Here is a 16,400-nt window from a genome sequence, read left to right as displayed (position 1 = left end):
TGCCTTTTTCTTTGGAGTCTTTGCAAATCTCCAAAGAAAAGCCCTTAGGCATTTACTTTATACACTTTGGTATTAATCTTCAAGTAGTTTAATAAGGGTACTTTAAACAGCAATCATATTTATCATCATCCATAATAGCCGTATTGAAAATTGGAGACATCAAAAAAGCCGGACAGAACTTTTCTATCCGGCTTTTTAAATTTTCTAAAAATCTTAATTACTCCGCATTAGTCTAAAAGGGTAGCGTTTGGCCGGAGTTTGCAGTTCTAATAAATAAATACCAGCCGGTTGATTTTGTACCTTCCAGTCTACTTCATACTCTTGGTTGGCTTTTGCCTCGCCCTGGAACAAAACAGCCACTTCCCGGCCTTGGTTATCGATCACTTTCACCGTTATAGTTTGCGTTTCGGGTATAGAGAACCGAACCGTAGATTTATGGGAGAAAGGGTTTGGATACGCAATTAAATCTACTTTACTGGTTAGCTGTTTTGTTTCTTCTACGGGAGCAGCAGGCTGAGTTACTACTGGAACCGGCGTGGTTACCGGGGCCACTTTTACCAGCCAATAATCCATGTCGCCCTGACTGGGTTGAGTACGGTCGCCGCTTACACCCGAGTTGGATTTACCGCCCAATACATAACCACCATCGCTGGTTTGGAAGGCTGCCCGAAGTTCATCCTCTCCACTGCCACCAAAACGCTTATTCCATTGCACCATACCGGTACTGCTGGTTTTTACAATCCAGTAATCATTACTACCTTGGCTAGCTTGTGTGCGGTCGCCGCTAACACCGGATTGTGACCTGCCAGCTAACAAGTAACCGCCATCTTGGGTGAGTATAATAGACCGTAATCCTTCGTCCTGGCTCCCGCCAAAACGCTTGTCAAAAATCTTATCTCCGTTGCCATTGATTTTCAGCATCCAAAAATCTTTACCGCCCTGGGTTGGTTGGGTTTTATCCCCGCTCACGCCCGAAGTACTATGACCGGCAATATAGAAGTTACCTGTAGAAGTGCCAGTGCTACCCAGATCCATTAAATCATCGGTTTCCGAGCCACCGAAACGCTTATCCCAAACTTTTTGACCGGTGCCCGTAATGCGAACCAGCCAGAAATCATTGCCACCCCAGCTGCTCTTGGTTTTATCGCCGCTAATGCCCGAAGCCGAGCTACCACCCAGTAAAAAGCCACCGGTCAAGGTTGGTGCTAAACCTTCCAGGTTTTCGTTGGAGGAACCACCATAGCGTTTATCCCAAACTTTGGTACCGCTGGCATTAATTTGAATAATCCAGTAATCTTGTCCGCCTTGGCTGCCCTGACTCTTGTCGCCGCCCGCCGGTGAACTGCTGGTACCAGCTAATAAGTAATTGCCATTAGTGATTTGCAGCATTTTCTTCAGCTCGTCGTAACCACTGCCGCCAAAACGTTTATCCCATTGTTTTATCCCGGTTCCGGAAACTTTTACTACCCAGTAATCGCGATCGCCGCGGCTGGCTTGAGTTTTATCTCCACTTACGCCAGAGAGAGAGCTACCGCCTAAGAGGTATCCGCCATCAGAAGTTTGAATAATGGTATTCAGGTAATCATCGCTGCTGCCGCCATAGCGTTTTTCCCAAAGCTTTTTACCCGCAGCATCCGATTTCACAATCCAGTAATCGTTTTTACCCTGGCTGTTTTGGCTCTTATCGCCGCTAATGCCGGAAGTAGTATAACCCCCAGATAAATAGCCGCCATCAGAAGTTTTGATAACCGTTGAAAAAGCATCGGTGCCAGAGCCTCCGAACCGGGCATTCCATTGATTTACCGATTGTGTTATAGTAATGGTATAATCTTCTGCCTCCCCGCTTAAAATATCTTTGCAGGATTTTGTGCTTGTCATAGGCTCTTCGTAGCTACTTCTCACCCGCAGACGCGTGGCACCTAATGTAGCAGTAGCAGGAATGGTAATATTGCCCGTAAAAACACCCGTTCCAGTAGAAGGAGAGGCATACACGAATTCACCAGGATCATCAAAATCCTTATCCTGGTTATAATCTATCCATACGCCAAAGTACTCTGCAAAAGCACCAGATTGCATTTGAATAGTATAGCTTTGGCCTCTGTTCACAGAAGTGGTACGGGTATCACGAGGGGCATAAACTGTATATCCGTTTGCTGTTACGCTACCACAAACTGTGTTGTTATTAACTAAATTATTAAAACTGAAATTATTAATATAATCATCATTGCGACAACCAATGGTATAAACAGGTGTACAATAAGCACTTACTGGTTCTACTATGGTAATGGTATAATCCTCTGCTTCTCCTACCCCTTCATGGATTAGAGTGCAGGATTCGGTGCTCGTAATAGGAACATCTGAGATGCTTCTTACCCGCATACGCGTGTTACCCAAAGCTGCAATTGCTGGGATTGTGATATTAGCCGTAATAACACTTATTTCTGCTTTAGGAGAGGCATATACAAATTCACCGGCATCATCAAAATCCTTATCCTGGTTATAGTCTATCCATACGCCAAAGAACTGATGATAGATTGCGCCAGCCTGCAACTTCATAGTATAACTTTGACCTCTGTTCACGGAAGTAGTAAAAGTGCCGGTAGGAGCATAATTGGTGTATCCGGTTGTCGTTCCGCCACCGCAACCAGAATTATTATTGAATAAGGTGTTAAAACTAAAATTGTTAATTTCCTCTCCCTTGTAGCAACCCATAGCATATAAAGGCACCCCATAATCTTTAGTGGAAATGGAGTATCCTCCGAGAGAGCCGTAGTCTGAATTAGCTCCTAATATTCCGGTAGTTCCATCAATAGTGAGGTAATAGGTTCCGGCTGGTAAGGTAGTCTCCAGGGTAGCGGCTAAGGTTGCAGGATTGGCCGTAGCTACAACGGTACCAGTTGGGTTACGCAGGGTAAGATAGATATCCAGATTAGAAAAACTTAATTCCGTATTAACGGTAAGTGCTATTGGGCCGCCATTGTGAGTAAAAGTAAAAACATCTACATCGGTTGGAGTGGAGATAATACCTTTATTCACCAATCCCGACACATTACCATTGGCATCTTTTACTAGCGGCGTTGCGGTGTTTATACTGTTGCCGTGGTCATCGGCACGATAGCTAAATCCATTCAGAGTAGCTATTTTATTCAGATCATCTTCCTGGTTATTGGCAGAAGGGTACTCGCCTTTGCTCCATTGAGTGACACCCAGGTGTCGCCCCCCACCCATTATAGGAGCCCAGGCACCTTGCCCCTGAAAATATTCTTCGTACGGAGAGATACGGCCATCATGACTTAAACCTAAGGTATGCCCTGCTTCATGGGAACCGGTCCTTCCGGCTAATATATAATTGGTGCCATAAGTAAACACCCAGCAAGGCTGTTCGCCAAAGGAGGTACCTCCCGCATCAAAGGAGCCATGTATAGCTGTTCCCGCCACATCCGTATAAAAATAATCAGTAGGAGTAAAAATCACCCGCATCCGGCGGTTAACCGGTGCCTTATTAAAAACAGCTTCGCTGGTAGTTATATTTAGCGCAAAGGGTCGGAAATCTTCACTCACCTGTTTCCAAATTCCAGCTATTTCGGTTGCTGTATAAGTAGAGGGTTCCGCCACAATAGGTTTACCTTGGGTATAGGCGCTATTCCACATAGTATTGGTAATCGTTTGGCCATCAAAGTCAAGGTACACCACAGCACCCACCCCAGGTAAACTTTCCAGGGCAGGAATGGCAGCAGCAGTAGCTGCTAGTCTGGTTCGGCCTTGAATTCTTTCCTGTTCTTTCTGTTTTTTTGTTTTTTGTTCTTCCGTGGCTTTCGGCAGGCCTACGCATAACACTTTATCAATATCCTCTTCTGTCAGGTATACTGAGCCATCAGGCATAGTAGAATAACGATAAAACTCTTTTTGTTTTAATAAGATTATAGAACCTGAAACTTCAGAATTGGTGATTTTCAAGTAAAAGCTACTGGACTTAGTATTAAACACTTCGCCATAAAAGAATTCAGCTGTTCCATCCTGTTTACTAGCGTTTAGTTTAAGTTTTAAAGGTGGTTTACCTGACCGTGAATAGCTGATATGTGTTTCCGGACCGCTGCTACTTTTTGCCGCTACCGTAGATTTATGCTTATAGGTTGCGGCTACATCCTTAATTTTTCCGAGATAAATGGGCTTCTGAGCATAGGCAGAACCACCTAGCCTCCAAAGTAAGATGATAAGTAATAGTGTAAGGTTAAACTTTTTCATAGATTGTTAATTGTTTTGGATTGGAAAAGGGTTAAATGGTAGATTAGGGTTATAGATTAAGGTTAAGCGTCAATAACTTAAGCAATTCATTTCCATACTTTTATAAATAGCTATTTTAGAAATAAGGCCACAGATAACCGGTAACCAAATTTTACTCTGGTTTAATGGTTAAAAAATAAACTAGATTAATAAATCAGCAGGTCAGGGATTAAAAGAGACACGAGACTGGTTTCATAACCAACTTTTACTTCTATAGAATTAACCGTAAAAATTAAGAAGCGTGTACTATTCCAGGCGTTGCAGAAAGGAAGAACCGGACAAAGCTCGCTTTTGTAACATTCTATAAATAGTCCATTAACCTTTAACAGTAATTTCCTTTAAACGCGCCTTTTGGTTAAGGCTCTGCAAGGTTGGTTAAACGAAGTTTTAGCCGAAGAATACCCGTAAAAACAGGTTTTCCTTAACAACAACAATAAGTGAAAGGAGCTCTTTTACCTGGCATCAAGCTTACCACAATGGAAAGTAAAATTGTTGATAGAAAGGTATCTACTATCCATACAACAAGCTTGTTTTCTTTTAAGTGAATGGGACGAAGAGGAAACAGGGGCAACGAACCTTTTAGAACCTCTTGAACAGAAGAGGCTTGTACTTTTTTCATAGTTTTTGGACGGATTAATTGGAGTTTAAAGTATAATTTTCTATTAGTTTATTATTTATTTTTAATGCTAACCTTAATCTCTGACTTAGATACCAAAGTATCTTATTTTGTTACCATATTTTTTACAAAATTTTTTCTTTAATCTAAATTTTTATAGAAAGACGCGTTTACTTTAAATAAGACGCAGGCTTTAGAAATTTTTCAGCTATATGTTCTCCTACTTCCGTTTGATTTAGGATCAAATTTTTAGGTAAGACCAGACAGGATCTTAAAAGGTTGTCTGCTGCATAAAAAATTTAAATTTTATTTTTTGAGAGGCTTATTGAATATTTAAATTGTTCCTCCTGAATAATTTTATTTAATTGAAATGTATGAGCAGCGTTAAACTAGCCATTATAGACGATCACCAGGTGGTAATAAATGGAATGTTGGCCATGTTTGCTGATTCGGCTGAAGTAAATATTGCTTTTACAACTACTTCTAGTCAGGAATTGCTGCAGTATTTGCAGCACGAGCAACCCGATATAATTATTCTGGATATTCAGATGCCGGAAGTAAATGGGGTAGATTTAACCAAACAAATTCTGAAGCAACACCGGCAGGTAAAAATAATTGCCTTTAGCAGTTTTGCCGAATCGCAATACGTAAAACAAGTTTTGCGCAACGGCGCTTCCGGTTATTTACTAAAAAATGCCAATTTAGCAACTCTGTTGAAAGCTATAAAAGCAGTAAACCGGGGTGAAGAATTTATAGATGAGGCAATAAAAAATATACTGTTACAGGAAAGCATCACTGGCCAACGACGGTCTTTATTCGAAATTCCGCTTACGAAAAGGGAAAAAGAAATTTTAAAACTTATTGCCGAAGAAAACAGCAATCAGGAGATAGCCGATAAGCTTTTTCTGAGCTTACGTACTGTAGAAACCCACCGGTTTAACCTAACTCAAAAACTTGGAGCCAAAAACACGGTTTCGCTGGTAAAAGAAGCTATAAAAAGAGGCTTGATAGATTAAAGCGCCTTGACTTATTAACGGAAGAAATATCTAAATTTTAATCCCATCCGAAGGGTATTTTCCATTCCTATCGCGAGCGTCCTCGCTCGTGATGTATACCGCCTGGCTTCTAGCCGGTAGAAATTTACTTGGTTACTCTTAAGTACCGTTCATCCGTTTACCCGGCCAGATGCCTACCACATAGTTAACCACGAGGCCAGACCCTCGCGCCAGTTTTATGTTTATTAAAACAGAACAGCTACACCTGCTTTAAACCTGTTTTCAGAAGGGACGGATTTACGGAACCTGCTACATGGCAGACAGATTACTTTAAAATTCTCCTTCAATAACAATACTCCAATTTAGCTCACAGGACAACAGGTCTGTTCCCTTTGTAATTACATTATTGTTTTCATTTTCCCAGCCTTAACAGAACTACGTAGTACTACTTAATTTTAATTTTGGTAGTTTCTACATAAGTTTTTTCCTACTTCACACTATAACTTTGTCTTCATAATAATATAAAATTAATACAAAATAAAAACACATGAAGACAAATCATCTCTCAAGTTTATTTTTAGATAAAATACTTTAATAGGAGGCTATTACTATCTTCCCTAAACAACTCAAAAGGTTGAAAATTGAGGTTAATACCCATTATTTATCAGTAATTCTATTTAGAATATTTAATTCTACACCGCGCCTTTTAGATACCACTGCAGTTAAACTTTGTTTTTCTTCTTTAAAAAAAGTAAATAAAAAAATTAATCATACTCCAATTAATCCAATTTCCATCTAAAACACAATCCTGTAAAATTTAATTATTCATTTCTAAACTTAGCCTTATGTCATTGATTAAAAGATTACCCTTGTTTTTATTAGCGGCAACTCTTTTATTAGAGTCCTGCGAGACGAAAGATAAAACTACCAATCCTAAGCCTACGGTAATTACCGCAAATGCCGGCACCGACCAGGCTGTAAATACAGGTCAAGTAATAACCTTAACGGGGAGCACCGCCAATAATAATGAAAACAACACGGTAACGTATTCCTGGACCTTTTTACGGAAACCCACCAACAGCCAGGTAACTCTTACTGGCGCCAACACGGTTAATCCTAGCTTCATCCCCGATTTACCAGGAGAATACGAACTTGAATTAACAATAACGGCCGGAGATGTTACTGCCAAAGATAAAGTACTGGTTTCAGTTACTTTTGCGCCAATCGTTCTTACTGATATTGAGGCCGTAACCGTTTTGGAAGATCGCACGCCTGATCCGAACGCAGCTGATTATTACGTAAATGATGATATTAACGTAGACGCCGACCTGACGATTAAACCAGGAGTAGTAATAGCCTTTGCCGAGGATGCTCTTATGTTTGTAAACGAAAATGCCGCCTTCGTAGCTAAAGGAGAGGCGAACAAGAAAGTAAAATTTACCGGTAAACTAGCCAACCGGGGCCATTGGGCGGGTATTTTAATTTACTCTACCAATAGTTTAAATGAAATTTCTCAGGCGGAAGTTTTATATGCCGGTAGCGAAGAAATAATAAGCGGAGTAAGAGCCGCCATAACCTTAGCCGACCGGGCCCGCCTAACCATAAACAACACTACTATCGCCGAAAGTGGGGCCAACGGTATGTTCCTGAACGAAGGTTCTTTGCTGGTAGCTTTTGCTAATAATACTTTTAAAAATAATGCCGCCGCTCCGTTGGTTACCTATGCTGCCAACGTGCCTAAACTAGATGCCACATCGGTTTTTAGCAGCAACAATGGCAAAAACGTAATCGAAGTGCAACGCTCCATCATAGAGGGCGCCGCTGAAATTACCTGGCCAGCTTTTAACGATAACACGCCTTACCGTTTTGTGGAGTTTATAGGGGTAGAAACCGGCTGGAAACTAATGCCAGGGGTAACGATTGAAGTAGCCGACGATACTTATTTTGATATTAGCGCTGGCTATTTAAAAGCAATAGGTACTGCTGAAAGAAAAATTACTTTTACCGGAGTAACAAAAGCCACGGGTGCCTGGAATGGAATAATTATTTACCCCAGAAGTGCTAATAATATAATGGAGAATGTACAAATTAGTTATGCTGGTGGTGACGGAATTAGTGGAATAAAAGCAGCCGTTACAGTAACCCATGGTGGTAGCCTATCTATCCGGAAATCCACCATTAATAATAGCGGCGGCTACGGAATTCATGTAAACGGCGACGATGTTACGGTAAATGCCGATGTAGAAACTGTTAACACCTTCACCAACAATACTCAAGGCAAAGTATACTATAACCACTAATTACTTTTTCTAAACTGCTTTAGCCAAACGGCGTTCCTGGGTTTGTTAACCACAGGAGCGTCTTTTTTATTTATTTAATAATTAGCTCATCCTTTCACCATTCTTTCTTTTCTGGTTAGGCCGTAGGTAATGCTATGCTATACAAAAGAAAAAAAGATATTGTAATGCAACTGCTTTCAATAAAGTTTATAGAACGTTTAGCATTGCCTGTTGATTTTCTAAAGCTGCTAAATCTTGTAGCAAATCAAGTGTTACAGAACCGGGTTTGCCATTACTAATCAACTGGTCGTTTACCTGCACAATAGGGATAATGCGTTTAGTAGTACTGGTCAGGAAAGCTTCTTTGGCTTGGGCGAGATCGGTGAGGGTTATGGCTCCTGCTTCAGTGGGGTATTTTTTAGCGGCGAGTTCCAGTACATTTTTACGAGTTATACCTTTCAGCACATCCTCCCCCGGGGTGCGTACCTGGTTATCTTGGGTTATAATAAAGAAATTACAGCGCGGAAACTCGGTTATTACATTGTTGTGGTGGTATAAAACATCCGTAGCATTTTGGGCTTTTACCTCTTTCATTAGCCGGATGCCGGTGGTATAATTAATGGTTTTAGCCTGCGCCAATTCCCGGACGAAGGAATATGTAATAATTTTAATGCCTTGCTCTACCACTTCTGCGGGGGGCAGAGAAACGGGTTGCTGGGTAATAATCAGATTAGGAGCAGCCGGGGTGAAACCATCTTCAGAATAACCACCCGTGAGAACCATTTTAATGCCCGATTCTGGTATTTGATTCTTCTCCATTAACTGATACAGCACTTTTTTAAGCTCTGCCGGCGCAAAAGGTACCGATAAATCCATGAGCCTAGCCGATTCATAAAAACGCGCCAAGTAATCATCCAGAAATAAAGGCACGTTGTTTTGAATTTTAAAAAAATCAAAAATCCCGTAGCCACGTTGCACCGCCAAATCGCTAATGTGCAAAAAAGCATCTTGCAGTAAAATTATTTCGCCGTGGTGGTAAACGTACAGGTTAGGGCTGGAGGACATGGTGCTTTTTTAAAATTTTAAGGGTTTGATCAATGGGTAAAGCTGGAATACGATGCTGGTCGCGACCGGTTGAAGTTTCAGCTTTAAAAAGCGAATTTAAAATAGCTTCTTCGGTAGCCTCGATAGTAGCCAGAAACAAAGGTGTTACCTCATCGTTGCGCAGTAAAGTTACAGTTTGCGTTTTTGACTCCGAATTATGAGGAATGCGTAAATTGGGATGCGTGGAAAAAGCAATTACGTAATCGCCGCTGCCATTAGCCGCAATGCCGCCGGTTTTGCCTAAGCCCAGCATGGCTCGTTTGGCTATCCGCTCCAGGTTGCGCGCGTCCACGGGAGCATCGGTGGCTACCACTATCATGCAAGAGCCATCGGCTTTAGCTTTCATTTGTTCGGTCAGGTAATTTTTTAATTCTTCGCCCACCGGTGCGCCGTTAATTTGCAATACGCCGCCAAAATTGGTTTGTACCAGCACGCCTACGGTGTAGCCGCCTTGTTCTGGTTTAACCTGGCGCGAAGCCGTGCCAATACCGCCTTTAAAACCAAAGCAAACCGTACCAGTGCCCGCGCCACGTTTCCTTCCGCCACCGGTCCGTCTTTGGCTTGTTGAATAGCTTGCAGCGCGTGTGCCTCGGTTACATGCCTACCGCGAATGTCGTTGAGGTAACCATCGTTGGTTTCGCCGACCAGCGCGTTTACCGATTGCACCTTTTCGTTGCCCGGCAATTGTAACGTATAACTAATCAGAGCGTTCATGGCATTGGCCACGTTTAAAGTATTGGTAAGTAAAATAGGGGTTTCTAAGTTGCCTAGTTCTTGTACTTGCGTACTGCCGGCCAGTTTACCAAAACCATTGCCTACGTACACGGCGGCCGGCACTTTCTCCTGAAACAAATTACCCGCGTGCGGCACAATCGCTGTTACTCCCGTCCGGATACTTTCGCCGTTATTTAAAGTTACGTGGCCTACTTTTACGCCGAGCACATCGGTAATAGCGTTGTTTTTACCGGTAGGTAAAATACCAGTTTTCAGGCCGTATTCGCGGGCGCGCTTTCTCTCCTGGGCCTGTACCGAACTTACCATAGTAAATAATAAAAGTAAAAAAAAGACTTTAGACATGGACAACAGGAGGTATTCTAAAGATAATTTTTCGCGATATTTTTAAATTTTAAAAATATCGCTCTATTTAGTAAATAAATTTAAATAATACCTTCTAATATAAGTAGAATATTTAACTAAATCGTCCCAGCTTTCTCTTGTAAACTATCCGCGTATTTACCGGAAGAATATTTATAAATTTCTAGAAAAGTGGCCGCGGACTTTTCTCGTAACCCGTCATCCTGGTAAATCTTTTTGCCTTTACAGACTCTAACTAACTCTGGCAACTTCTGGCGCAAGTCTTAGCGCAGCGAGACTGGTAACGAACAGACAAGAGCCAGTCTCCTTTCCAATGTCATTAAGTTAAGGAATGGAAAACTTTAAGAAAACGTAATCCAATACGGTTAATCATCCCCCTACCCCCTTCAAAGGGGGACTTTTTTCTTTCGATTAGCTTAACTTAATGACATTGGTCTCCCGACTGGCGAAACTTAACCTCTTTGCTGAAGCGAGTTTATGGCTCAGAATTTATTAAATTTCAAAAAGCACACGCTATCGGCTCGTTCCGGCAGCAATATCTATTGCAATGGCACCAAATACTAGTTTAAATACCCGTCAGTCGGGAGACTGACTTTTGTTAATAAGCACCAGTGACGCTATGCTTAACACGGGCGCTGGTACAATCTAATCGGGAGATTGCCACTTAACCAATACATTTTCAAATACTTAAACAAGCATTAAGAGCTTTCTTCTTATGCGTGGCACTTTGATTCTCTGCTACTTATCTATTATCAAGAATACGTGCGGCAAGTATTTTATTCTTAGCTAAAAGCCGTGGTTTTATTTAGTTAAACCTGTTACAAAACTGAACAAAAAGTTGTATCAAAAGCGAACGCTTTTCTAGCTAAATCACGAAAATAAAGCTATAATCACCTACAAATCAATAAGATATAAATGTGGCATTTTTATTATTAAAAGTAGGGTTAAGCAAAGGCATCAATGTGCTTGCTTTATTAAACTAAGCCGGAAGGTTTCTGATTACTTAACTGCCCGATCAGCCATCATAAAAAATTTAATTAGAAAATATGTTAAAAAATTATCTAAAAATCGCGTTGCGAAATTTGCTCCGCCACAAAGGGTATTCTTTTATAAATATTGCTGGCTTGGCGGTGGGTATTGCCTGTTGCACGTTTATTTTATTATTTGTGCAAGACGAACTTTCTTTTGAGAAAATCCACAACAAAGCCGAAAATATTTACCGGCTCACGATTACCGTGGATAACAGCGGTACCTTAGAAAAAGCGGCTATAACTTCGCCGGCCATTGCGCCGCAGCTCAAACAAGACTACCCGGAAGTAAAGCAATTTGTCCGGTTCCTCAGTACCGGTAACCAGTCCCTGATTCGGTACAACGATAAGGCGCTCTACGAAACCAACGGCTATTTCGTAGATTCTACGGTGTTCCAAATATTTGATTATCCGTTAATTGCCGGAAATTCTAGAACCGCATTAAACGAACCCAACTCCATTGTACTGAGCCAGGAACTGGCCCAAAAGTATTTTGGTGCCGAAGACCCGATGGGTAAAATTATAGAACTCGAAACCCAATCAGCTAACACTTTAAAAGTAACCGGTATTCTGGCCGAGATACCCCGTACTACCCAGGTGCGTCCGGATTTTCTGGTGCCTATGCGTTTAGTAGGCAGCGGCTTTTTGAGCCAATGGTACGCTTACGGGTTTGCCTCTTATATTCTGGTAAACGATCACTTTAATGCCGCTGCTTTTGAACAAAAATTACCCGCTTTTACTAAAAAATACCAACCCAACCAACCCGGTAATCCGCCGCCGCCATCGCTGCACATTCAGCCTTTATTAGATGTGCATTTAAATGCGGAGTACGGCGGGCAAATAGCTCCGGTGAGCGACATTAAAAATGTGTACTTATTCTCGGCTTTAGCACTATTTATTATTTTACTGGCCTGCATCAACTTCATGAACCTGGCTACGGCCCGTTCGCAGAACCGCTCGAAAGAAGTAGGCGTGCGGAAAGTAGTAGGCGCTACCCGCAGCCAATTAATCCGGCAGTTTTTGAGCGAATCGCTGATTATCTCGGGTTTTGCTTTAATACTGGCTATTGTAATGGTGTACCTGGCGATGCCTTTATTCAATCAACTATCCGGCAAGTTTATTACAATCAATTTTTTGACGAATGGCGGGTTATGGCTGGGGTTAATGGGCCTAACGTTTTTTGCCGGCATAGTAGCCGGTTTATATCCGGCCTTTTACTTGTCGGGTTTCCGGCCAGTGCAGGTTTTAAAAGGCCGGTTTGGGGGTAGTACCAATGGCGCCTCTTTGCGCAAAGGGCTAGTAGTGTTGCAGTTTGCTATTTCCATTGCCATGATTGTGGGTACGGCCGTAGTGTATAACCAAATGCAGTACGTGCAGAATAAACGCCTGGGTTTTGACCAGGAGCAAATGCTGGTAGTGAACATCCCGGGCAACCTGGATTTTAAAAAATCCCGAACTTTAAAAGAAGATTTGCTGCAATTACCAGATGTAAAACAAGCCACGCTTACGGGTTCTATCCCCGCCGACGATAACTGGTGGCGTGCTCCTATGCGCCCCATAGGAAAAGGTAATTCCGAGGAAAATTCGATTATCGGGTTTGTATTACCGGCCGATTTTGATTTTGCTAAAACCTTTAATTTAGAATTAAAAGCGGGCCGTTTTCTGGATAAAAGCTTTGCTACCGACACTTCCCGGGCTATTATGCTCAACGAAGCAGCCGTAGCAGGCTTTGGCTGGCAAAAACCCGAAGATGCCCTGGGGCAACGGGTTAGTTATGGCGGTCAGGATTCTATTGGCAGCGTGGTAGTAGGTGTACTCAAAAATTTTAATTTTCAGTCGTTGCACCAGAAGGTAGAGCCTTTAATATTTAATGCCAGCTCTAACCGCGCTACGTTTCTGGTGGTAAAAGTGCAAAGCGCTGATTTGCCCGGTACGCTGGCCAAACTAGAGCAAAAATGGAATGCTTTTGACGCCAAACATCCCTTCGATTTTACTTTTATGAACGAGCGGTTGCAAAGCCAGTACCAGGCCGAAATACGTCTAGGTCGCATCTTCGCGGTATTTGCTGGGTTGGCTATTTTTATTGCGTGTTTAGGTTTGTTTGGCTTAGCTTCCTTTACCACTGAGCAGCGCACCAAAGAAATTGGTATCCGCAAAGTTTTAGGAGCCTCCGTGGGCAACATTATGGTAATGCTTTCCAAAGATTTCGTGAAACTGGTTTTAGTAGCTAACCTGATTGCCTGGCCTATTGCCTGGTACGGCATGAGCCAGTGGTTGCAGGATTTTGAATACCGCACTTCTATTTCGTGGTGGATTTTTGGTATTGCCGCGGGAGCAGCCTTACTTATTGCTCTGGCTACCATTAGCGTGCATTCGCTTAAAGCGGCAGTATCTAACCCGGTAAAGGCTTTACGCAGTGAGTAAATAGTAAATAAATACGAGTTGGATGATGTTAGGACGGGCAATTTTTAAAATTGTCCGTCCCAACAGTCGTTAATACAAGCTTATAGGTTTCAGTTTTAGCGGCAGCTGAATTAGAATAATAAGTCGTAAATGTGTAATTATTAAAAATATGCTGAGTACATCCTTTCTCGTGGGCATCCGGAACTTGCTTCGTCACCGGTATTATACCTTGCTCAACGTGGTGGGTTTGGCCGTAGGTTTAGCCTGTGCCTTACTCATCTGGGTTTTTGTGCGGTTTGAAAGTAGTTTTGATTTGTTTCATACGCATCCGGAGCGTATTTACCGGGTAGTAACCGAATTGCGGTTCGAGGACCATATTGGCCATCAATCTGGGGTGCACGTGCCGTTTCCGGAAGTGCTGCGCACCGATTTCCCCGAAGTAAAAGTAACGCAGTTATCGCATTACGCCGGCAGCCAGGTTACCGTTCTGGACGAGCAAAAGAACGCTACTCCCAAAATGTTCCGGGAAGAGGTGGGTGTATTTTTTCTGGAACCGGAATTTTTTAAAATTTTTAATTTCTCGTTTTTACAGGGTAATCCTAAAGCCACGCTTTCGGCTCCTAACCAAGCTGTGCTTACTCAAAAAGCAGCGGAGCAATATTTTGGTAGTTGGCAAACGGCTGTGGGTAAGTTTATTCAAATAGATGATAAAACCTTACAGGTATCGGGCATCTTGCAGAACCCGCCCGCTAATACCAATTTCCCTTTAAAAGTGCTGGTATCGTTTGCCACGATGGAGAATTATGTAAAAACAAAAGGCTGGGATGGCATCGACAGCGATTTTCAGGGTTATGTGGCCTTGCCGGAAAACATGTCGGCCAAGCGGTTTCAACAACTGCTCACTGCTGCGCACGATAAAAACGTAGCTCCTCCTAAAATTACTTTTCCTACGCTTCAACCCTTAACGGATATCCACTTTAACCAAGAGTACGATTCTTTTACCGGTTCTAATATTTCGCGCCAGACTTTGTGGTTATTTACGGGCATAGGCGTTTTTCTTATTATTATGGCCTGCGTTAACTTTATAAACTTAGCCACCGCTTTGGCCGCGAAACGTTCGAAAGAAATTGGCGTGCGCAAAGTACTGGGCGGCAGCCGTTGGCAGTTGTTCCGGCAGTTATTAACCGAAACCGGCTTAGTGGTTTTGGTAGCCATGGTACTGGCCCTCGCGCTGGCTTACCAGAGTTTTCCGTGGTTAAAACAATTATTAAAACTACCCGAAACTTTGCCGCTTTTTTCCGGGGAATTGCTGTTGTTTGCGTTGGGTATTATAGGGTTGGTTACCTTACTCGCCGGTACTTATCCGGCCTTGGTATTATCCGGATTCCAGCCAATATTGGCCTTAAAAAGCAAAGGCGTTTCGCAAACCGTAGGCGGGGTTTCGTTGCGCAAGGCTTTGGTAGTGGTGCAATTTAGTATTTCACAAGTGCTTATTGTCGGGACTATTCTGGTTATAAATCAGATGAATTTTGTACGGAACCAGGATTTAGGCTTTCAAAAAGACGCCTTGGTTTTTCTGCGCATGGACAGCGACAGTTTGAGCCAATTAAAATTCCGAACCTTTAAAGAACAATTGCTACAAAATCCGCAAATTCAGCAAGCTAGCTATAGCCGGGCTTTGCCTTCCGATATGGACTTTAACTCCAGTTGGGGCATTGAACAGTTTGATAATAAAAGCTTACCGGCTTACCTGGAACCGCAGGTAAAGCTGGCTGATACCGCTTACTTCCGGACCTATGGCCTGCAATTACTCGCCGGACGAAAATACCAAGCCGCCGATACACTGCGGGAAGTAGTAGTAAACGAAACATTCCTGCGGAAAGTGGGTATCCAAAGCCCGGAGCAAGCCATTGGTAAAACACTTCGTTTTTATGGTGGTCCCGCTTTACCCATTGTGGGCGTAGTGAAAGATTTTAATAACCAATCGCTGCACAACGAAATCTCGCCCATAGTAATGAGTACCCTAACGGAAAGATACCAAACCTTAAGCTTAAAAATCAGCACCCAGAATATGTCACAAACGCTCGGTTTAATCAAGCAGCAATGGCAGCAAACTTTCCCACAAAAGGTGTTTGATTACCAATTCGTCGACGATAAACTAGCCCAATATTACGCGCAAGACGAAAAAATGCTGCGCTTGTTTAAAGCTTTTGCTGGGGTAGCCATTTTTATCAGTTGTTTGGGTTTATTTGGGTTAATGGCTTTTACCGCCCAGCAACGCACCAAGGAAATTGGCGTGCGCAAAGTATTAGGCGCTACCGTAACCAGTATTGTATCGTTGCTATCCCGTGATTTTTTAAAATTAGTATTGCTGGCCAACGTGATTGCCTGGCCACTGGCCTGGTGGGGCATGCAAACCTGGCTACAAAACTTTGAGTACCGCACTTCCATTACCTGGTGGATCTTTGGCATTGGCGGCGCACTGGCTATTTTGATTTCTTTAGCTACCATCAGCTTTCAAGCCATTAAAGCAGCCGTGGCTAACCCGGTTAATGCGCTGCGCAGCGAGTAAAGGAATTTTGTTAATACTATAATG

At 42.6% G+C, this 16,400-nt stretch carries 7 protein-coding genes and 1 pseudogene; 4 read left to right on the top strand and 4 right to left on the bottom strand.

Going from position 1 to position 16,400, the window contains the following annotated elements:
* Positions 1 to 213: 213 nt before the first annotated feature.
* On the bottom strand, positions 214 to 4,245 hold the full coding sequence (locus HUW48_RS01130; protein WP_182413923.1) for a GEVED domain-containing protein: 4,032 nt from the start codon (positions 4,243 to 4,245) through the stop codon (positions 214 to 216).
* A 460-nt stretch (positions 4,246 to 4,705) separates the two neighbouring features.
* Complete coding sequence (locus tag HUW48_RS01125; RefSeq protein ID WP_182413922.1) at positions 4,706 to 4,903, bottom strand: hypothetical protein; 198 nt, start codon at positions 4,901 to 4,903, stop codon at positions 4,706 to 4,708.
* A 371-nt stretch (positions 4,904 to 5,274) separates the two neighbouring features.
* On the opposite strand from HUW48_RS01125, the gene HUW48_RS01120 reads away from it, so the two are divergent.
* A complete protein-coding gene (locus HUW48_RS01120; RefSeq protein ID WP_182413921.1) occupies positions 5,275 to 5,916 on the top strand; it encodes a response regulator in 642 nt (213 codons plus the stop codon).
* 824 nt (positions 5,917 to 6,740) lie between these two features.
* Positions 6,741 to 8,195 (top strand): PKD domain-containing protein, encoded by a 1,455-nt coding sequence (locus HUW48_RS01115; protein WP_182413920.1) that lies wholly within the window; start codon positions 6,741 to 6,743, stop codon positions 8,193 to 8,195.
* Positions 8,196 to 8,381: 186 nt separating this feature from the next.
* Here HUW48_RS01115 and HUW48_RS01110 read toward each other — a convergent pair whose 3' ends face one another.
* Complete coding sequence (locus HUW48_RS01110; RefSeq protein ID WP_182413919.1) at positions 8,382 to 9,239, bottom strand: aminotransferase class IV; 858 nt, start codon at positions 9,237 to 9,239, stop codon at positions 8,382 to 8,384.
* Positions 9,223 to 10,355, bottom strand: a pseudogene (locus HUW48_RS01105) (DmpA family aminopeptidase). The gene HUW48_RS01110 and the pseudogene HUW48_RS01105 overlap by 17 nt, the downstream one beginning before the upstream one ends.
* A gap of 1,064 nt (positions 10,356 to 11,419) precedes the next feature.
* Between HUW48_RS01105 and HUW48_RS01100 the strand changes: the two are divergent.
* Complete coding sequence (locus tag HUW48_RS01100) at positions 11,420 to 13,825, top strand: ABC transporter permease (RefSeq protein ID WP_182413918.1); 2,406 nt, start codon at positions 11,420 to 11,422, stop codon at positions 13,823 to 13,825.
* 148 nt (positions 13,826 to 13,973) lie between these two features.
* Positions 13,974 to 16,376 carry an ABC transporter permease gene (locus HUW48_RS01095; RefSeq protein ID WP_182413917.1) on the top strand — a complete coding sequence of 801 codons (2,403 nt, stop codon included), beginning with the start codon at positions 13,974 to 13,976 and terminating at the stop codon, positions 16,374 to 16,376.
* The last annotated feature ends 24 nt before the right edge of the window (positions 16,377 to 16,400 follow it).

The sequence above is a fragment of the Adhaeribacter radiodurans genome, assembly GCF_014075995.1.
Lineage (GTDB): Bacteria > Bacteroidota > Bacteroidia > Cytophagales > Hymenobacteraceae > Adhaeribacter > Adhaeribacter radiodurans.
Note: the sequence above shows the minus strand (reverse complement) of the source record. Positions and strands in the feature narration are given on the sequence as shown.